Genomic DNA, 19,289 nt, shown 5'->3' with positions numbered 1-19,289 from the left:
CGTGAGGCACTGCAGAGAAGATAGCAGAGCCCGTCCCGGAGATCACAACTTCCCATCTAGAACGACCCGACCCGAATGGGCGAGTCGCCACCCGACCGGGCGACCGTCGCGGCGGTCGCCCGAGCCGGGCGATGAGGGTGGCTACATCACGGGCAGGGGCGGCGATTTGGGGAAGACGACCGGCAACGAGGTCAGGGCCCGGTGGAACGGGCCGGGCCGCCATTCCAGTTGTGCGGCCGGGACGGCCAACTGAATTTCCGGCAGCGCGTCGAAGAGTTGGTCGATGGCGTTCTGGACCGTCAGGTAGGCCACCGATTTGGCGGGGCAGCTGTGCGGGCCGGTGCTCCAGGCCAGATGCGAACGGTTGCCGATACTGCTCGAGGCTTCGCCGCGGATCTTCGGATCGTTGTTGCACGCCGCGAGGCTGATCAGGACCGGCTGATCGGCGGGCAGCCACACACCGTCGATCATGATCGGCTGCCGTGGATAGGTGGTGCAGAAGTTGGCCATCGGCGGGTCGTTGAACAGGATTTCGTCGAGGGCGTCGGTGGTGGACAGGTTGCGGCCGAGGATGTCGCCGAACCGGAATCGCTCATCGGTGAGGATGAGCATCAGCGCGTTGTTGATGAGATTGCGCTGGGCCTCGAAGCCGGCGCCGTAGAAGGACATCAGCTGGGCGAACACCTCGACGTCGTTGAGGCCGTTCGGGTGATGAGCCAGGTGCGAGGTGACGTCGTCGCCCGGCTGCTCGCGCCGGAACGCGATCAGTTCCATCAGCGCTTCCTTGAGCATGTCCATGCCCTGTTGACCTCTGACGGTGTCGAACCGGGCGGCCATGCCGTTGGCGACGCGGGTCCCGATATCGGCCGGGCAGCCGACCATCCGGTTGAGGACCTCGAGGACCAGCGGGAACGAGTACTGCATGACGAGATCGGCGGATCCCTGCTCACAGAAGGAGTTGACCAGCGGAACGGCAACCCTTTCCACGATCGCGGGCACGCTGTGGAGGTCGATGTGGTCGATCGCGGCGACCGACGGAGCGCGGTAACGGGCATGCGGCGCACCGGTGTTGTACCGGGCTGCCGGATACCACTCCATCATCGGGCGCACCGGTGAATCCTGCGGAATGGTTTTCTGCCAGGTGCGCGGATCGGAGGGAAAGTGGTCCGGATCGTTGAGGATGCGAACCGCGACGGCGTAGTCGATGACCAGGGTGGCAGGCACACCGGGGGCGAGCTCGACGGGAACGAGGGAGGGGTACTGCCGTCGCATCTCTCGATAGGCGGCATGTGGATCGGCGACGAATTCGGCTGTGTACATCGGGAATCGGTCGTCGTCGGCATCGAAGGGCGAGCCGTGCTGGACGGGACATATTCCGGTCGCCGTGATGTAGGGCTCGGGAAGGGGTGACTGTGGTGTGGTCAAAGACGGGACTCCAGACGGGTGGAACAGGAATTCGACGACAGCTCGGCGGGCGCGGCACATGTCGCGCTCACGGTGCCTGGCGGTTCGCCCACGCAAGCAACATAGCAGCGACGCGGCGACGGTGTCTGCGAACGTGGGAGTAGGGTGCCGCCACCCGCATCCGGAGTCGATCGGATGTGCTTGTGGGTCAGAGCTTTCCGCTCATATCGGGCGACGCAGCCGCGGCCACGGCGCCCGCGTCCGGATCGCGCTCCGAGTCCGGTGTGTGCGGCGGACGGGACGGCCGGTCGCCGCGAGATATGCCGAGCAGACGGAGCATCGGCGCCGTCGACGCGGTGGTCACCAGGGCCATTATCACCAGCAGTGAATACAACTGGGTGCCGATGAGTCCGGTGGTCAGGCCCACGTTCAGAATCACCAGCTCGGTCAGACCTCGGGTGTTGAGCAGCGCTGCCACCGCGGCGGCCGCTCGCGACTGCATCCCGGTCAACCGCCCTGCGAGATAGACGCTGCCGACTTTGCCCACCACCGCGACCCCGATGACCGCGATCAGTTCGCCGATCGATGTCGCGTCGACCGAGCCGAGATCCACGGCCAGCCCGGCGATCACGAAGAAGCCGGGCATCAGCAGGATGCACAGGATTCGCACACCGGCCTCGACCGTCCGGCGGCGTTCGCGCGGGAATATGACACCGAAGGCGAAAGCGCCGAAGATCAGATGCAATCCGATCCATTCGGTGATCGCGGCGAGCCCGAGCGCCCCACCCACGCCGAGCACGATCATCGTCTGCTGGGTGCCGGATTCCGAGATCCGGGCCAGCAACGGTCGGATGAACCACCACAGCAGACCGACCAGCGGTAGGAGCAGAACGAGCCGCCACTGGACACCACCGGGGTGCGCGAGGGCGAGGACGACGGCGAGGACCGACCACGCCACGACGTCGACCAGCGCCGCGCAGGCCAGACTGAGCTGTCCGATCTCGGTGCGAACGAGATTGCGGTCGTGCAGGATTCGGGCCAGTACCGGAAAAGCGGTCACGGCCATCGCGCAGCCGACGAACAGCGCGAAGTGCAACCGATTCCCGGTGGTGTGACGTGCCAGGACGGTGATCGCGACCGCGCTGCCCAGTGCGAAGGGAATCGCGTAGGCCGCCGCGGAAACCGCGGGGATCGAGCGCCGGGCGCCGCGGAATATCTCCCGATCGAGTTCCAGTCCGGCGACGAACATGAACACTGCCACACCGATATTGGCGAGCAGCGTCAGATACGAGCGTCCGGCTTCGGGAAACAGGGTGGCGGACAGGTGGTGTCCGATGACGGTGGGACCGGCCAGGATCCCGGCGGCGATCTCACCGATGACCGGTGGCTGCCCGATCTTTTCGGCCAGCCATCCGAGCAGGTGCGCGGCCGCCATGATGAGAACCAAGTCGAGTAGGACCGTGATGGTGGGAGCAGGCACTCAGTTCTCCTCGAAAACATCATCCGGCAGAGCCGGTTCCGGCAGCGGACCCGTCGTGTGTGCGGGCGGGACGACCGCGGGATGGAAGACTTCGCGGATGTAGCACACGGGGCGGCGGCCGAGCGTCATGATGTACGCCCTGGACGCACTGGGCCGGCCGTCCGGCCACCGCCTGATGCCCGCCCAGAGCAGGCGGCGGTGCTGGGGTAGGCCGCGGGTGAGCAAGCCGTGGCCGATCGGCATCCGGACATCGTCGATGCCGCTGGCGGCAGCCGATTGTGGCACGGCCACTACGTAATTGAGCGAGACGGTCGCCAGCGCGGGGGTGACCAGGCGGGAGCGCCGAACCAGCGCGCCGTCGGCATCCTGCAGCCGGAGTTCGTCGACGATGAATGTGGGCAGTGTTCGGGGCGGAACCTGCTGCTGGCGCAGGACGTGCACGCTCAGCGTCGTCTCGAGGATATGTTCGAGCGCCGTGGTCGTGAAGCCGGTGCCCGACAGCAGGGTTCGGGTCGTGGGGTGGTGGAATCGCTCGATCTGCGTGGCCGGGTTCGTCCGGGGACCCGGCCCGCTGGGCGTGGGTTCGCTCAGCGGGCCTGGGACGGATCCTGTGACGGTCACTGTCGACTCCACGTCTCGGTTCGCACCGGGAGTCCTGGTGACGTCACCGCTAGAGAGCGGCGCCGGCACCCTTGCGGGGCGGTTGGACCGGGAGAGTCATAGCCTCGCGCTCGGCGTCGGAGCGCGGGCGGGTGGTCAGGCCGAACACCGGTTCCGTGGTGATGCGAATCTCGCCCATCGTGGTGTCGGACAGCGGATCGCGCCAGTGGTCCCAGACCGGCGACATATCCAGGCCGCCCATGTACTTGATGTTGACCCCGTCGGTCTCCGGGGCGGTGTGCAGACGCTCCGCCTCGGCGACGATGACCTCGGTGCCGGTGCGGTCCTGATCGCCCGTGGTCTCGCTGACATCGGTCAGGCCGGCCATGATCCGGGTGAACGACTGCTCGGGCGAATCGCCGTCGTGGACGTCGGTGAGCTTGTGCGCGTGCGCGAAGTATTCCTCGGAGCCGATGTAGTGCTCGTACATCCGTGAGACCAGCGAGAGGAACCGGGTGTAGCCGCGGCGGTAGGTGTACTCGTAGTACGCCAGCGCATCGGTTTCGGACATCTCACCGCGCAGTGTGGTAGCGATCGCCGCCGCGGACACGAGCCCGGAATAGGTCGCCAGGTGAACTCCGGTGGACAGCAACGGATCCAGGAAGCAGGCCGCGTCGCCGACGAGGACGTAGCCGGGTCCGCAGAACCGGTCGGCGACGTAGGAGTAGTCCTGTTCGGCCCGTACGTCGGCGATCTGCTCGGCGCCCTCGAGCATCTCGCACATCGGCTTGCTCTCCCGGATGGTCTCCAGGTAGTACGACTGGCGCGAATCGTGCGCGCGCAGCTTTTCCGCGGCCAGCCGCGCCGAGACCACATAACCGACGCTGGTACGGCCGTCGGCGAGCGGAATGTTCCAGAACCAGCCGCCCTCCTGGGTCGACACCACGTTGATCGCGCCCTCCGGGCTGTCCGGGTGCAGGTGTGCGCCCTTCCAGTAGGACCAGATCGCCACGTTGCGGAAGGCCGGATGTTGGCGACGCATGCCGAAGTGCTTGGCCAGCAACCCGTCTCGGCCGGTGGCATCGACGAGGAAATCGAACTCGGCGGTGTGGACGGTGTCGTCGCCGGCCTTGACCCACTCCGCCGCGGTCGGACGCTCACCGTCGAACAGGATGTTCTTGACGGTCGCCTGTTCGATGACCTCCGCGCCCTGGTCGGCGGCATTGCGCAGCAGGAGATCGTCGAAGGTGGCCCGGTCGACCTGCCAGGACCATGCCTCGGCATCGACGAGCTTGGACCAGTCCAGCAGCCAGGTGTCGTTCTGCCATTGGAAGTAGCCGCCGCGTTTGATCTGGAAGCCGTGCGCGGCGACCCTGTCGTAGGCGCCGGAAACCCGCAGCGTGGACAGGCACGAGGCCAGCAGTGATTCTCCGATGTGATAGCGCGGGAACGTATCCCGCTCCAGGAGGGTCACCTGCACTCCGGACCGTGCGAGCAGTGCGGCTGCGGTCGACCCCGCCGGGCCGCCGCCTACCACCAGAACGCGCGGAATTTCGTTGTTCCCCATAGCAACTCCCTGGAACTGCGTACGAACGGACGGTGCGCCTGATCGGCTGCCGGACCGAGTCGGGATGGCATGCCCTACGACAAACTCCGAAACCTCCGTAGCCGCTTGTTAACTCGAACTCGGCGCACGGGGAATCAGTTTATCAGTAGTACTTGAATCATCAAGGGAAACAGTAAGTTTCGACGCAAGTTCATACAGACAGAGCGTAGCTAGAAGATAGCTGCTATAGGTACGAAAATGCCGCTGTCTGTGATGCGCGGCTGGGGTCACGACAGGGGACGCGACGTTGCGTTACGTGAGTGCCGTTTTCGGCGAGCAAAGCCATAGACACGGTGACGACGGACCGATGCGGGTTCGCAGTCCCGGTTGGTCACGCCCGGCATCACCCCACTTCCACCGACTCAATCAGAGTAAGGCCTTTGTCCGGTTCCCGCGTGGCATCCGCCGGATTCCGACGGCTCCTTCGGGGTATGCCCTGGTCGCCGGGCATGTGCGGGAGAATCCTTGGGGCCGAACGATATTGCGGCACACCGGCGATGCGACGGGCGTCCACGCGAGGCCGCGGTGCCGGCGTCAGGGCCCTGACGCAGGCACCGCGACTCGTGCCGTGGGCGCTATCCGGTGGTCGTCTCCGCGGTCAGTGCCGCGGTCGTCTCGGCAGCCCGCTGGGCGTCCGCAACACTGCAGCGGCCGAGACCGCACGCGGTCGCGACACCGAACGCGGTACGACCGGCCGCCTGCTCGAACAGTCGCAGGGCGTGTGCGCTGTCTTCGGCGGAATCCGGTGACACCACCCCCGCGATGACGTTCCAGTCCGGGTCCAGCCGGCGCAGGGGCGCGTAGAACGCGGCGTCCTGGGGCGCGGGTTCGGCACCGAACGCACACGGAATGTGCACTGCCGGAAGGGGAGTGCCGTCTGCGCGCAGCCGGCGTGCGGTGTGCTTCAGAAGGGTGACCGCGGGCGCCAGCGAACGCGGGCTGAGCAGCGCCTTGTGCTGGTAATCGCCGTAGCACAGGTGGACCACGGCCTGTGCCCCGATCTCGTGTATGCCGGTGAGTACCCCGGCCAGCTGGCGGGCCAGCAGCGGCGCCGCCGCCCATTTCGCGCCCAGCTGGTCGGCCTTGACCATGCCCAGCAGCGCGAACGGTGATTCGACCTGCCAGACCACGCGATCGCCGTAGCGCGCGTTCACCTCCGCGATCTCTTGCAGTGCGGCCTCGGTGAAGACCGGCAGATGCCGCAGCGCGGCCACGATGAGATCGGAGCGGCGCAGTGCCGGGCCGAGCGGGAAGCCGTTCGACACCGCCGCACCGGCGAAGACGAACATCGCAAGATCCAGCGGATTGGGTTGGCTCAGTTGCAATCTCGTCCCGTCCAGCTCGGGCCGCGCGGCACGCACCTCGTCGAAGGCGGCTACCACGGCACCGATGCGGTCGAGCCGGTCCATCGCCACGTGCCGCGGTTCCAGCTTCGCCCCCGGTCGGAGGCCGTAGCTCGGGAAATCGCTGTAGTCGGAGTAATCGCCGGTGCGGACGACATCGAAGACGTCCTCGTGCTCTCTGCGCCGGCGGAGGTAGTCGAGGATCCAGTCCGGATCCAGGTCACACGGCAGTCCGGTCACGGGATGGCCCGCACTGCGGTCGGCGAACCACTGCAGCACCGCAGCATCCCCGGTCATCAACTCGGCTGGAACACTTCCGACATAATGCGCACACCTGGTCATCGCACTCCTCGTAATTCCGTTTGCCCCTCTACATTCTCAGCCAGATCGTTTGCAGGTGAAAGAATTCCGGGAACCGGGAGGTAGACGCGGTGCTGCGGACGTGTGGTTGTCGTGGCAACCGTGCGGGCGAGGCGGGGGGCGGTCGGTGGTGCTACGGAACGGCGGGGGTGCCGCCGGGAGCCACGGGCAGGCCGGCCGCCTTCCACGCCCGGAACCCGCCGACCAGATCGGTGGCGCGAGCCAGTCCGAGACGCTGTGCGTCGGCGGCGGCCAGGCTGGAGGCGTAGCCCTCGTTGCAGACGATGATCACCTCGGTGTCGGGCGTCAGATCCGGGAGCCGATGCGAACCGCCGGGGTCGAGCCGCCATTCGAGCACGATCCGTTCGACGACGACCGCGCCGGGTATCTCGCCCTCGGCGAGGCGGTCGGCGTGCGGGCGGATATCGACCACGAGCGCGCCCTCGGCCAACCGGTGCGCGGCGGTGACGGGCTCGACGCGGTTCAATCCGGCGCGTGCCTGTGTGAGCAGATCCTCGGCGCTCATACCGTCACTCCTCGGCGATCGGGCGATGGGGGCTACCGGCATGGTCACACACCGGTGAAATCCCGCAGCGACCGGTATTCGCGGACCGGTCGCAGCGGTGGCGAGTAGGCGTGCACCGTGGTGGCCGGCCGGGCGCTGCGGTTGTGCAGCTGGTGGGCGCGTTCGGGCCCGAACGCGATCGTGTCGCCGGCGCGGCGCCCGGCCGAGCGTACCGGGCCGGTGGGGTAGCGGTAGTCCTCGTCCAGTTCGCCGATCGAGACGGTGAACGACCCCGACGCGCCCCCGTGGTCGTGCGGTTCGGTGCCCTGCCCGGGCGCCCACGACAGCAGCCACAGTTCCACGCCCATCGTCAGCGCGAGCCGGGTCCACCAGCGCCGCGAGGTGTCGAACCGCACGATATCCAGCAGCGGTGTCGCCAGTTCGCTCGCCACCACCGCGGTGAGCTCGTGTAGTTCGGCCGGTGTCCACAGCATGCGCTCGGCCACCACGGCGTCGCGGAGCAGCGGCACGTCGACGCCCGGATGTATGTCTTCGGCGTGCTCGAGTCGCACAGGCACGGACGTCGTCACCACTACCCCTTCCACACTACGGTCACGCGAATTCTTCGCCGCCACACGCGGTTTGCCACCATCCAGACTCACCGTGAGCGAAATTCCGCGGTGTCGCCGAGCCGGGTGAACGGGCGGCGTCCGCCCGGCGGATTCACCGGGCGGACTTGCGATTCGGGACGTGGATGAGACACCGTGTCCGACCGGCTTGCGTGCAGGAATAGATTCCGGTTTATCCGCGAGCGGCCCGGCTTCGAATCATTAGGTGTCACGCCGGTGGCCGATGTGCTCGTCGTTTACCGCGTGGCGTCAGCTGCTGTCTCGCCGAATCACGCCGGTGATCCGGCCAGGGATGAGGTGCTCGGATGACCAGTGCTGCCGGTATCGATGAGATGGGTCCGATCGACTATCTCGTCATCGAGTTCCCCGCGGGCCGCCCCCCGGACGGTTCGGCCCTGCCGGTGCTGCGCGATCTGGTCGGCCGGGGCATCATCCGCGTGCTGAATCTGGCGTTCCTCCGGAAAGAGGGCGACGGGTCGCTGACCGGCATCGATATCGCCGATATCGGGCTCGAGTGCGAAGCGAGCGTGGCCTTGTTCGCCGAGGAGACGACGGGCGTACTCGACGACGGTGATCTGCGGGAGGCGGGCGCCGCCCTGCACCCCGGGCGTTCGGCCGCCGTTCTGATCTACGAAAACACCTGGGCCGCACCACTGTCGGTGGCTCTGCGGCGCAACGGCGCCGAAACCGTCGCCGCCGGCCGCATCCCGGTCGAGGCGATCCTGACCACCTTGGACAGCCTCGACGACAAGAACTGACCGGCGATTCAGCGGCCCGCTCCGAAGCATCCGGCCGCTCCCGTGGCGGCGAATACGGCGGTGGTGCAGTAGGTGGCCACCGGGTAATAGGGGCCCATCGTGGTGGCCGGATCGCCGCCGCGATCCTGCGAAGCCTGGATCGACTGCGGGTAGAAGCTCTCGCTCGGCAGCATGTTCCGCAGGAAGAGAACCTTCTTCGCCACCTGCGTGCTGCCCCAGGGCAGCACGGTGACACTCGAATCCATCTGTGCCGGTAGGTCTTCCGGCGCCGCGACGACGTAGGTGTAGTAGCCGTCGGCGTCGAGCCGGGTCTGGAAGTCGGCCGCGCAGGCCACGACCGGATAGGGCGTCACCAGGTCGTTCTGGCACATCGACCAATATCGGACCTGCTGAGCCGGGTCGGTCGGAGGCTGTCCGGCTCGCGAATCCGGAAAATTCGGCGCCTTACCGCGCACCACGACCAGGCGGCCCGGCTGATAGGTGAGTCCCGCCCCGAGGTATTTGTTGTCGCCGTTCGGGAACAGCCCCGAGGTGCTCGCCGGATTCACGAACGTGGCCTCGGGCACGTTGCCCGGGAACGCGCCCGCCGCCGCCCCGGCGATGACCTGGTCGAATCCGGCGGTTGCGGCCTGGGCGAGGGGGCCGGGATAGGCGCTGGGGTCGAAGACCCGGCTGCACGGTTGCCTGGTGACGGTCGCGCCGGCGACGGTCAGCGTCGCATCGGGCAGTGGTACCCCACCGCCGGCCGAAGTCGGGTCGGTCGGCACATAGACCCGGATGATCAGGAATCCGATGGGCGCGTTCTGCGCGGCGGGCAACGCCCGAATTTCGTTGCGGCCGTGGTCTGCTGCTCCGGTGACCAGTCGAGCGTGCCAGCGCCGCTGCGTTTCCGGCGCTGCCGTCGGTGCGGCGAACGGATTGGCACTGCCCGGATCGGGGGCAATCTGGTTGTCCCGCAACGTATCCACGGTATCGAAGTTCGTGCCGTAGGTATTGAGCGAGAAGTAGCGCGCGGCGGGGTAGCTGCCCGACAATTCGATGGAGTCGCCCGGACCGAGCGCATACGGCAGCACCCAGTAGGTGGCGTTGGCATCCGGGAACGCCACATTGAGCACCGTGCTGTTCGACATGAACCGCCAGGCGCACAGCGGTGAATCGGGCGCGGCCTGAGCACCGGCCGACGGCGCCGACCAGACCCCGGCCCATACCGCGAGGAGCACGCCCAGCATGCGGGCACAGCGCGACCGCGACGAAGTCCTCATCCGACCGACTGTGCCGTCGCGCAGGGCACAACCGGATCACCCGCCGCGGGTGAAGGCGCCGGACTCGGCCGAAATATCGATCCCGACGCGGCTGTTGTGCAGGCTTGTGAGCAATGGCGAGGTGAAGATCCGGTTCGGGGTGGGTACGGGTTCGGCGGCCGATCCGGCAGGTCTGGCGGCGCTGGTGGATCGGCTCGAGGCCGCGCGGGTCGATTCGCTGTGGTTCTCCGAACTGGTCTTCGCACCGGCCGTGGATCCGACGGTGGGGATGGCGTTCGCGCTGGCCCGCACCAGCCGTCTGAAAGTCGGCACCTCGGTCGCGATTCTGCCGGGGCGCCATCCCGTGCTGGTCGCCAAGCAGCTGGCGTCCTTGGCGGCCTTGGCTCCGAAGCGGGTGCTGCCGGTATTCGGACTGCGACCCGCGGGGCCCGGCGAACAGGACCTGTTTCCGGTGCCGGGACCGCGCGGCGCGGTCTTCGACGAATCGCTGCGCCTGCTGCGGGCGGTGCTGCGCGCCGACGATGTCGATTTCGACGGCGACTACTTCACCGTTCGCGGGGCGACGGTGGGCAAGCGGCCGGCTCGCCCGCTCGACATCTGGCTCGGTGGTCGCGTAGCGGGCGCCTTCCGCCGCATCGGCCGATACGGCGACGGCTGGCTCGGGAGTTTCGTGACCCCGGCCGAGGCGGCGGCCGGGGTGTCGGCGATCAACGCGGCGGCCGCCGCGGCGGGCCGGGAGATCGAAGCCGATCACTTCGGCATCACGCTGTTGCTCGCGGAGAACGGCATCCCCGCCCAGCTGGCGGCACGGATCGGCGCGCAGCGAGCGGGTGCCGATCCGAACGACGTGATCGCCGGGAGCTGGGCGGACCTGCACCGGCTGGTGGACGGGTACCTCGCGGCCGGTCTGAGCAAATTCGTCGTGGTGCCGGCCGACGGCGCGATATCGGCGGAATTCGTGGACCGGTTCGTCACCGAACTGCTGCCGCGGCAGAACTGAGGCGGGGTATCAGGGCACGTCGATGACGAGCTTGCCCGCGTTGTGCCCCTCGTCCAGCCGTTCGTGGATCGCGACGATGTCGTCGAGCGGCATGGTCTTCGCGATCCGCGGATGGACGAGTCCGCGCTCGAACAGCGGGGTCATCTCGGTGAGCCGGCGGCGTTCGCGGCTGAGGAAGATGCCGTAGAGCGTCTGGTTGCGCTGGTAGAGATCGTCGAGCCGGCCCTCCGGTCCGAGGATGGTGGCGATGCGTCCGCCGTCGCGAGTGGCCGCGCAGCTCCGGCCGACATTCTCACCGCCTACGGTGTCGAGCACCGCGTCGACGCCGGTGCCGTCGGTGTGCGTGCGGGCCACCTCGACGAAGTCCTCGCTCTTGTAGTCGATCGGGGTCGCGCCGAGATCCCGCAGCAGCTGCTGATGGTCCGCCCCGGCGGTGGCCAGCACCGAGGCGCCGGCCGCGCGGGCGAACTGCACCGCGAACGTGCCGACACCGCCGGATCCACCGTGTACCAGCACGGTCTGTCCCGGCCGCACGGCGAGCCGGCGCACGATCGCCTCCCACGCGGTTCCGCCGGCCAGCGGAATCGCGGCGGCCTCCGCGAACGACAGGCTCGTGGGTTTCGGCGCGACGATCGAGGCGGCCGCCACGTGGTACTGGGCATAGGCGCCCCCACCCGAGGCCAGTTCCGAGGTGTAGTACACGGCATCGCCGACCGCCACGTCGGTGACACCGTCACCGACCTGTTCCACCTCTCCGGCGACATCGCTGCCGATCACGGCGGGCAGCGCCAGGTTCGGATTCGCCAGTCCCCGGCGGATGATTCCGTCCACCGGGTTCGCGCTCGACGCCCGGACTCGCACCAGCACCTCACCCGGGCCGGGACGTGGCGTATCGACGTCTCGAACCGTGAGTGCTTCCGGACCACCGAATTCCCGCAGCACCGCTGCACGCATGCGCATCTCCTCCTTCGAACGGTCAGCCCGCGACACCGGCGGATGCGGTCTTGCGGGGCAGCGAGCGAATCAGCTTGCGATTGGCGAAACCGAACATGCCGAGTTCGGACAGTTCGCGACCGAAACCGGACTGCTTCACCCCGCCGAAGGGCAGATCGGCCTGCGAGGAGGTCGGGTGGTTGATCCACACCATGCCGCTGTCGATCTGCTCGGCCACCGCTCGCGCGCGGTCCGGGTCGCTGCTGTACACCGTGGCGCCGAGTCCGAACTTCGAGGTGTTCGCCAACTCGATCGCCTCGCGTTCGTCGCCGACGCGGTACACCACCGCGACCGGCCCGAACAGCTCCTCGGAATAGGCCCGCATCTCGGGGGTGACATCGGTCAGCACCGTCGCGTCGACGAATGCGTCGCGGCGTCCCGGTGCGGGTACGTCGGGGCGGCCGCCACCGGTGACCACCGTGGCGCCCTTCTCGCGGGCATCTCGAACCTGTTCCAGCAGGTCGTCGGCGGCCTTCGGGGAGGAGAGCGGCCCGAGTGTGGTCTCCGGATCCGACGGGTCGCCGGGGCGCAGTGCGCCGAACCGCTCGGCCAGACCGGCCACGAAGCGGTCGCACAGTTCGTCCGGGACGATGAAACGTTTTGCGGCGACACAACTTTGACCGGTGTTCGCCAGCCGCCCGGTGGTCGCCGCATCGATCGTGTCGTCCAGATCGTCGGCGTCGAGCACGATGAAGGGGTCGCTGCCGCCGAGTTCCAGCACGCATTTCTTCACGTGCCGCCCGGCGATCTCGGCCACCGACGCACCGGCGGCGTCGCTGCCGGTGAGGGATACGCCCTGGACAGCGGGGTGCGCCAGGACGTGCTCGACGTCCGAGATCCGCAGGAAGACGTTGGTGTACACCCCTTCGGGCGCGCCGGCGTCGGTGAAGATCTTCTGCAGTTCGAGCGCGGTGAGCGCGCAGATCTTGGCGTGCTTGAGCAGAATCGTGTTGCCCAGCACCAGATTCGGCGCCGCGAACCGCACCACCTGATAGAGCGGGAAGTTCCACGGCTCGATGCCGAGCAGCACCCCCAGTGGTGCGTTGACGACCTGAGCTTCACCCTCCTCGACCGGCAGCGCGGTGGGCTCCAGAATGCGCGGGCCGTTCTCGCCGTAGTACTGCAGGATGCTCGCCGCGAGGTCGACTTCGAACTCGCTCTCGGAGATGCGTTTGCCCATTTCGCGGGTGATGAGCCGGGCGAGGTCGTCCTTGCGTTCGCGCATCAGATCGGCTGCGGCGGACACCACCCGCGCACGCTGCTCGACCGGCGTGGCACGCCATGACCGATAGGCGTCGTCCGCACGTTCGAGCAGGGCATCGAGTTGTTCGGTCGCCAGATAGGGCAGTTCGGCGAGGGTTTCGCCGGTATAGGCGTCGACCGTCTCGAACGGTTCGGCGTCGGGACCCGAGGCGCTCATCGGCTGGATGTTGGTCGATGTCATCGGTCACCACTCCTCGTACGACGGAATCCGACTCGGTCGGTGTCGGTCGGTCGGTGTCACAGGGTGGCTACCCGCCCACGGCGCACGAAACATCTCACCGCACACCGACCGTCCGGGAATGCCACCCCGTCGCGCCGTCCGGCATCGGGGGGCGGCGCTGTGCGGGCTGGGTGGTTCCGGTGGTGTCGGTGGCGCGGACGTGCAGGGTGTGGGTGCCCGGGGTGGCCTGCCAGCGGTAGGTCCATTGGCGCCAGGTGTCGGGGGAGTATTCGGTGGTCAGGTCGGCGGCGAGCCAGGGGCCGTCGTCGACCCGCACCTCCACCGACGCGATACCGCGATGCTGAGCCCAGGCGACTCCGGCGACTGTGACCGGGCCGGCGGACAGGGTGGCGAAGGCGGCGGGGACATCGATCCGGGACGCGGTCTTGATCGGAGCCCGGTCCGCCCACCCCCGGGTCGTCCAATACGCCTGTGCGCGATCGAATCTGGTCACTTCGAGGTCGACCACCCATTTGGTGGCGGAGACGTAGCCGTAGAGGCCGGGAACCACGAGCCGCGCCGGGTAGCCGTGTTCGAGCGGCAGCGGCGCGCCGTTCATGCCGACGGCGAGCAGGGCGTCGCGCCCGTCGGTCATCGCCTGGATCGGCGTCCCGGCGGTGAATCCGTCGGCGCTGCGGGACAGCACCATATCGGCATCCGGACGCACACCCGCCTCGTGTAGCAGATCGGCCAGCCGGTAGCCGGTCCACACCGCATTGCCCGCGAGATCGCCACCCACTTCGTTGGACACACAGGTCAGCGTGATCATGCGCGCGATCGCGGGGCGCCGACGCAACTCGTCCATCGTGAATTCCACTGTGCGGTCGACCATTCCGTGGATGCGCAGGCTCCACTCGGTACTGCTGACGGCCGGCACCTGCAGCGCGGTGTCGACCCGGTAGAAGTCGGCGCCGGGCGTGACGAATGCGGTAAGTCCCGGCACCGAGCGGGTCATGGCCGGGGTGATCGGCGCGGCCTCCGAAACTGTTCCGGGCACGATGAATCGCGCCCGGTCCGCGGCCACGTCCCGCAGCCGTTGCGCCACGAATCGTCCTGCCGCCGCGGCACCGACCGCGATCGCGCCGGCCCCGGCCGCCATCGCCAGAAAACGCCGCCGGGCCAATCGAGTGGCACTCGGGATATCGCCGTGGTCCGGGACGCGGTCCCGAGCCCCTTCGCGGCCCCGCAACTCGTCGTGTCGGCCGCCGTGTGGGAGCAGTAGCCGTAAGACGATCAGCCCCGCCGCCACACCCGCCGCGGTCGGAATCGCGAACCACCACTGCGCATTCGGGCGATGCAGTGCCGCAGCGATGATCGCGACACCCAGAACGGCGAATACCGCACTGCCGATGCGACGGCGACGTTCGAGCACACCGCACAGTGCGGCAAGCACCACCATCGCCGCGCCCATGGCGGCGAACAGCACGTCCTTGTCGTGACTGCCGAACCGCCGGATCGCCTCCTCGCGCAGTTGCTGCGGCGTGTGATCGACGACCGTCGCCCCGGCGGCGAAGAACGGCGAGGAGCGTGGATCCAGGATCGCACCCACGAGTTCGCCGATGCCCAGCACCGCCGCACCGGCCAGTATTCCGGCGAGCGCGGCGGCGGCGAATCCGAGCGTGCCGCGGTGCGCGGTGGGCTCGCGCGTACCCGTATCGATCATGATCTCCTCGATTCCCAGGTGGGATGAGGAATTCGTGACGCCGGTCCGCGCGGACGGCGCCGATCGTCAGCTCATCGACATGGAGGCGATCGGGGCCGTGGTCGGGGCCGGGGAGCCGCCCGCGGGTTCGACGGTGATGGCCAGTGCGTCGCCGCCGGAATAAGTGGCCACCATCGGCGCGGACGCACTCGGCATGCGGTCCATCACCCCTTCCGAGCGTGGCGCACCGGTCGGCGGTACCACCCACAGCTGGTACACATGGCCCTGCGGCGCCGGCGGCACGCTGTCGAAAGCCACTGTGGCCGCACCCATTTCGGTGGACGCGTGCACCGTCACCACACCGCCGGTACTGAGCGGCGCGCTCGCGGTGTGTGCATCCGGTTGCCGCATGATCTGTTCCGCCATCGGGGGATTCGCGGTCTGCCCGGCGTATTGCTGGGCGACGATACCGCCGCCGATTCCGGCCGCCACCACTACCGCGGCCGCCGCGGCCAGCCACCGTAGCCGAGGCCTCCTGGACGGTCGGGTGAGCGGAACCGCAGCGGACGGATCGGTGGGCCGCGCCCGGTCGAGTGCGGCGAGTATGCGCGCTTCCAATTCCGGCGCGGGCTCCTGCGCATCGAGCACCGACAAAGCACCCATCGTCTCGCGGACCGCGCGAACCACCACCGAGAAGGCCTGGCTCGTGTCCGGTCCGGCATCGGCGACGCGCTGTTCGATCTCGTCGCGCTCGGAATCACCGACCGCGTCCAGTGCGTAGGGGTAGGCCAGGTCGAGCAACTCGTGGTCGGATGTGTCAGGCATGGGCGGCCACCCCCGAGAGGCAGGTCTGAAGCCGTTTCAGCGCATCCCGGATACGGCTCTTGACGGTGGGCAGTGGCGCATCGAGATGTTCGGCGACTTCTCGATAGGTGCGTCCGCTGTAGTAGGCCAGCGCGATCGCCTCCCGCTGGGTCGCGGTGAGAGTGTCCAGGCAGTGCAGCACCGCCTGCTCCTCCAGTCGCTGACCGACCGTCTCGGCGACCGTGTCGTGGTCGCGCCCGAGGTGGGCGTGGCCGTAGACACGATCGCGCACCGTCGCCGATTCCTCGAGGCGCACGCGGTCCACGGCACGCCGATGGGTGAGCATCATCAGCCAGCCGATCGGGCTGGCCAGCGCGGGGTCGTAGCGTTCGGCGGCCGTCCAGGCCTGCAGGTACACCTCCTGCGTGACCTCCTCGGCGGCGGTGTGATTGCGCAGGATGCGCAGGGCCAGACCGAACACCCTCGCGCTGGTCGCCCGATAGAAGCGCGTGAACGCCTCGCGGTTTCCGGTGGCGGCGGCCGCGAGCAGGGTGGCGAGCTCACGTTGTGTTTCCGCTCGCTCGCCTCCACCCGGCGGACACGACGGGGTGTCGGAGGTGTCTGCCAGGCGGATCGAGGTGAACTCCGGATCGCCGGTCATGAGCGCGTCCCTGCATACATGGGAAGAGGTTCGACATGACCAGCGTGCCGGATGGGTGCGGATTTCGGAACGTTTTCGCCCGGGTGCGCTACATCGACCGAACCGCGCCGATACATTCTCCGACCAGGACGTTCTCCGACCAGCGCGAACGGCAGTCGTGACAACTCAGGCGGGCGGCATCAGGACGGTATCGATCAGATAGACCGTCGCATTGGCGGTCTTCACACCTCCGCAGACGACCGACGCGTCGTTGACCTTGATCGTGTCGCCGGATCGGGTCACGTTCACCATGCCGCCCTCGACCGTCTTGTGCTCACCCGCGATGGCGTCGGGCGCGATCTGCCCCGGCACCACGTGGTAGGTGAGGATCTTGGTGAGGGTGGCGCTGTCGGTCTTCAGGCTGTCGACCGTGGCCGGCGGCAGTTTCGCGAACGCGTCGTCGGTGGGCGCGAACACGGTGAACTGGCCGCCGTTCAGGGTGTCGACCAGGTTGACCTGAGGATTCAGCTTTCCGGACACCGCCGCGGTGAGCGTGGTCAGCATCGGATTGTGTGAGGCGGCGGTCGCCACCGGATCCTGTGCCATCCCCTCGACCGACCCCGGGCCCGTGGGCACCTGCTCGGCGTAGGCCTTGCAGCCGGGGCCGACCAGGCCGGCCATGGCATCGGCGGCCGAACCGCTCGGCGACATCATGGGGCTGGTCGTCGCGTTACCGTTCATCGTGGTCGGCGTCGATCCCGAACCGGAGTTGTCGTCGGAAGAACAGGCCGACACTCCCAGCAGGGCCGTGGTCGAAACCAGCGCTGCGGTGACAACGGCGCGCTTCATACTTCTCATCGGTTCATCGCTTTCTCTCGGACGACCCGGCGGTCGCATATCTCGTCGTTGGCGACAAGGAGTTCGCGTCGACCGGTCCGGCGGATGGGACGAATTTCGTCCCGGCTCGCTGTGCGGCTGCGAGCCCGCGAACACGGGTTACTAGGCTGACCGCCGTGCTGCTTTCCGATCGCGACATTCGTGCCGAGCTGGCCGCCGGGCGGCTCGGGCTGGAACCGTTCGACGAGAAATTGGTTCAGCCGTCGAGTATCGATGTGCGTCTGGATCGAATGTTCCGGGTGTTCAACAACACCCGCTACACCCATATCGATCCCGCGCAACGCCAGGACGAGCTGACCACTCTGGTCGAACCCGATCAAGGCGAGCCGTTCGTCCTGCATCCGGGTGAATTCGTCCTCGGCTCCACGCTCGAGGTCTGCACCCTGCCCGATGATCTGGCCGGACGCCTGGAGGGTAAATCGAGCCTGGGGCGGCTCGGGCTGCTCACCCATTCCACGGCGGGATTCATCGATCCGGGTTTCAGCGGGCACATCACGCTGGAGTTGTCGAATGTGGCGAATCTGCCGATCACGCTGTGGCCGGGGATGAAGATCGGCCAGCTGTGCCTGTTCCGCCTGAGCAGTCCCTCGGAACATCCGTACGGCAGCGCGGCGGCCGGCTCGAAATATCAGGGTCAGCGCGGGCCCACGCCCTCGCGGGCGTATATGAATTTCCCCCTGCCGCAGGATTCGATTCCGCAGCCCGCGGAGTCCTGATATTCCGAACCGGCCGCCGCGCATGTCGCCGACCCGAGGTAGGTCAGCCCGGCGGCAGCACGTGCGCGCCCGACTTGTCCGTCGACAGCGCCAGTGAGCTGATGTATCGGATTTCGCCCTCCGGCCCCGGAACCGCGGAGGCGATCATGTCGGGGCGTTCGAAGTCCATTCCGGTGACGTGGCAGGTGAGGGTTTCACCCGAGGGGTTGCCGTGTTCGTCGAACATGTCCAGCTCGATTCCGTCGTCGCCCCGGCGCAGGTAGTACTTGCCCTTGGTGAGGACGGCGGTGAGCGGGGTGGCGACGAAGGCGATCACGACGGCGACGATCGGCGAATACGGTTTCAACGCCGCGCCGAACACACCGAAGAATGTCATGATCGACAGCACCGCCGACAGTCCGAAACCGACCAGGCCGACGGGGTTGAAGTTGTAGAGCATGCCGCGCCGGAATTCGGGCTGTTTCGGCGAGAGCTTCAGCAGATACTTGTTGACCGCGATATCCGTTGCGACGGTGACGATCCAGGCGATACCGCAGTTGGCGTAGAAGCCGAGGATGTCGTTGAGGAAGTCGAACATATTGGCTTCCATCAGGATCAGCGCGATCGCCAGGTTCACGCCGAGGAATACCAGCCGGCCCGGATAGGTCTTCGTCACGCGGGTGAACGAGTTGGTCCACGCCAGCGAACCCGAATACGCGTTGGTCACATTGATTTTGATCTGTGAGATGACCACCAGCACCACCGCGAGCGTCATCGCCAGCCAGGACGGAACCATATCGCGGTAGATTTCCAGGAACTGATGCACCGGCTGATTCGCGATGTCCTGCGCCCCCGGCAGATTCGCGATCAGATAGACCGCGAGGAACAGGCCGACGACCTGTTTGACGGCACCGAAGATCACCCAGCCCGGCCCCGCCAGCAGCATCCAGCCCCACCATCTGCGCGCGTTCTCCGGGGTTTTCGGCGGCATGAACCGCAGATAATCGATCTGCTCGGCGATCTGGGCGATCAGTGAGAGACAGACGCCGGCGGCCAGCAGCGCACCGGAAAGGCTCACTCCCGCACCGTCCTTACCGCCGTAGGCGAAGAACGAATCGATCGAATCAGGGTGGCGGATCAGCAGAAACGCGAACGGCAACACCATCAGCAACAGCCACAGCGGCGTCG

18 protein-coding genes are annotated in these 19,289 nt (G+C 67.6%); 3 read left to right on the top strand and 15 right to left on the bottom strand.

Going from position 1 to position 19,289, the window contains the following annotated elements; translation table 11 throughout:
- Window positions 1–141: 141 nt before the first annotated feature.
- The 7 genes from NN2_RS06795 to NN2_RS06765 form a co-directional block, all read right to left on the bottom strand.
- Entirely contained in the window at window positions 142–1,425 is a 1,284-nt protein-coding gene (locus NN2_RS06795; RefSeq protein WP_082856779.1) for a cytochrome P450 family protein, read from the bottom strand.
- A gap of 187 nt (window positions 1,426–1,612) precedes the next feature.
- Complete coding sequence (locus NN2_RS06790; protein ID WP_063011393.1) at window positions 1,613–2,884, bottom strand: cation:proton antiporter; 1,272 nt, start codon at window positions 2,882–2,884, stop codon at window positions 1,613–1,615.
- Window positions 2,885–3,505 (bottom strand): hypothetical protein, encoded by a 621-nt coding sequence (locus NN2_RS06785; protein WP_030514278.1) that lies wholly within the window; start codon window positions 3,503–3,505, stop codon window positions 2,885–2,887. It abuts the gene before it with no gap.
- Window positions 3,506–3,554: 49 nt separating this feature from the next.
- The gene (qhpG, locus tag NN2_RS06780; RefSeq protein ID WP_063011391.1) at window positions 3,555–5,051 is read right to left on the bottom strand and encodes a flavin-dependent monooxygenase QhpG; all 1,497 of its coding nucleotides are present in this window, start codon (window positions 5,049–5,051) and stop codon (window positions 3,555–3,557) included.
- A 614-nt stretch (window positions 5,052–5,665) separates the two neighbouring features.
- Window positions 5,666–6,730, bottom strand: a complete 1,065-nt coding sequence (locus NN2_RS06775) for a hypothetical protein (protein ID WP_063011389.1) — start codon at window positions 6,728–6,730, stop codon at window positions 5,666–5,668.
- Window positions 6,731–6,926: 196 nt separating this feature from the next.
- On the bottom strand, window positions 6,927–7,319 hold the full coding sequence (locus NN2_RS06770; RefSeq protein ID WP_063011387.1) for a rhodanese-like domain-containing protein: 393 nt from the start codon (window positions 7,317–7,319) through the stop codon (window positions 6,927–6,929).
- 44 nt (window positions 7,320–7,363) lie between these two features.
- Complete coding sequence (locus NN2_RS06765) at window positions 7,364–7,888, bottom strand: cysteine dioxygenase (protein WP_063011444.1); 525 nt, start codon at window positions 7,886–7,888, stop codon at window positions 7,364–7,366.
- Window positions 7,889–8,232: 344 nt separating this feature from the next.
- Between NN2_RS06765 and NN2_RS06760 the strand changes: the two genes are divergently transcribed.
- On the top strand, window positions 8,233–8,685 hold the full coding sequence (locus NN2_RS06760) for a DUF6325 family protein (protein WP_030514283.1): 453 nt from the start codon (window positions 8,233–8,235) through the stop codon (window positions 8,683–8,685).
- 8 nt (window positions 8,686–8,693) lie between these two features.
- Here NN2_RS06760 and NN2_RS06755 read toward each other — a convergent pair whose 3' ends face one another.
- The gene (locus tag NN2_RS06755; protein ID WP_425437606.1) at window positions 8,694–9,947 is read right to left on the bottom strand and encodes a hypothetical protein; all 1,254 of its coding nucleotides are present in this window, start codon (window positions 9,945–9,947) and stop codon (window positions 8,694–8,696) included.
- Window positions 9,948–10,068: 121 nt separating this feature from the next.
- Between NN2_RS06755 and NN2_RS06750 the strand changes: the two genes are divergently transcribed.
- A complete protein-coding gene (locus NN2_RS06750) occupies window positions 10,069–10,947 on the top strand; it encodes a TIGR03854 family LLM class F420-dependent oxidoreductase (RefSeq protein WP_063011442.1) in 879 nt (292 codons plus the stop codon).
- Window positions 10,948–10,956: 9 nt separating this feature from the next.
- Here NN2_RS06750 and NN2_RS06745 read toward each other — a convergent pair whose 3' ends face one another.
- The 6 genes from NN2_RS06745 to NN2_RS06720 all read right to left on the bottom strand — a co-directional run bounded on the left by NN2_RS06745 (window position 10,957) and on the right by NN2_RS06720 (window position 17,367).
- Entirely contained in the window at window positions 10,957–11,901 is a 945-nt protein-coding gene (locus NN2_RS06745; protein ID WP_063011440.1) for a zinc-binding dehydrogenase, read from the bottom strand.
- 22 nt (window positions 11,902–11,923) lie between these two features.
- Window positions 11,924–13,384, bottom strand: coding sequence for an NAD-dependent succinate-semialdehyde dehydrogenase (locus tag NN2_RS06740; RefSeq protein WP_156511242.1), 1,461 nt, complete (start codon window positions 13,382–13,384; stop codon window positions 11,924–11,926).
- Between the two features lie 94 nt (window positions 13,385–13,478).
- Window positions 13,479–15,086 (bottom strand): molybdopterin-dependent oxidoreductase, encoded by a 1,608-nt coding sequence (locus NN2_RS06735; RefSeq protein WP_063011383.1) that lies wholly within the window; start codon window positions 15,084–15,086, stop codon window positions 13,479–13,481.
- 66 nt (window positions 15,087–15,152) lie between these two features.
- Window positions 15,153–15,890, bottom strand: a complete 738-nt coding sequence (locus NN2_RS06730) for an anti-sigma factor (RefSeq protein ID WP_063011381.1) — start codon at window positions 15,888–15,890, stop codon at window positions 15,153–15,155.
- Window positions 15,883–16,530, bottom strand: a complete 648-nt coding sequence (gene sigK / locus NN2_RS06725; RefSeq protein WP_063011379.1) for an ECF RNA polymerase sigma factor SigK — start codon at window positions 16,528–16,530, stop codon at window positions 15,883–15,885. The genes NN2_RS06730 and sigK overlap by 8 nt, the downstream gene beginning before the upstream one ends.
- Window positions 16,531–16,695: 165 nt before the next feature.
- A complete protein-coding gene (locus NN2_RS06720) occupies window positions 16,696–17,367 on the bottom strand; it encodes a fasciclin domain-containing protein (protein WP_063011377.1) in 672 nt (223 codons plus the stop codon).
- Window positions 17,368–17,522: 155 nt separating this feature from the next.
- On the opposite strand from NN2_RS06720, the gene dcd reads away from it, so the two are divergent.
- On the top strand, window positions 17,523–18,122 hold the full coding sequence (gene dcd / locus NN2_RS06715) for a dCTP deaminase (RefSeq protein ID WP_030514292.1): 600 nt from the start codon (window positions 17,523–17,525) through the stop codon (window positions 18,120–18,122).
- 43 nt (window positions 18,123–18,165) lie between these two features.
- Here the strand turns inward: dcd and NN2_RS06710 are convergent.
- A partial coding sequence (locus tag NN2_RS06710; protein ID WP_063011375.1) for a purine-cytosine permease family protein occupies window positions 18,166–19,289 on the bottom strand: 1,124 nt, incomplete at its 5' end.

This window comes from Nocardia nova NBRC 15556 (assembly GCF_001613005.1).
Lineage (GTDB): Bacteria > Actinomycetota > Actinomycetes > Mycobacteriales > Mycobacteriaceae > Nocardia > Nocardia nova.
The sequence above is the reverse complement of the archived record's forward strand: the minus strand, read 5'-3'. Positions and strand labels throughout refer to the sequence as shown.